Genomic DNA, 381 nt, shown 5'->3' on the forward strand with positions numbered 1-381 from the left:
AGGTCGACAAGATGACCTGGGCCATCCGCTGGGGTGGCGACACGGTGATGGATCTGTCGACCGGCAAGCACATCCACGAAACCCGCGAGTGGATCATCCGCAACTCGCCGGTGCCCATCGGCACCGTGCCCATCTATCAGGCGCTGGAGAAGGTCGATGGCAAGGCCGAAGAGCTCACGTGGGAAATGTTCCGCGACACGCTGATCGAGCAGGCCGAACAGGGCGTGGACTACTTCACCATCCACGCCGGCGTGCGTCTGCCCTATATCCCGATGACGGCCAACCGCATGACCGGCATCGTCAGCCGGGGCGGCTCCATCATGGCCAAGTGGTGCCTGGCGCACCACAAGGAGAGCTTCCTCTACACGCACTTCGAAGAGA

The 381-nt window shown here is 62.7% G+C and carries 1 protein-coding gene; it reads left to right on the forward strand.

The window, feature by feature from the left end:
• On the forward strand, positions 1-381 hold a 381-nt coding region (locus NMQ14_RS19650), incomplete at both ends, for a phosphomethylpyrimidine synthase ThiC (protein ID WP_257098516.1).

Origin of the sequence: Methyloversatilis sp. XJ19-13, assembly GCF_024580155.1 — a bacterium.
GTDB lineage: Bacteria > Pseudomonadota > Gammaproteobacteria > Burkholderiales > Rhodocyclaceae > Methyloversatilis.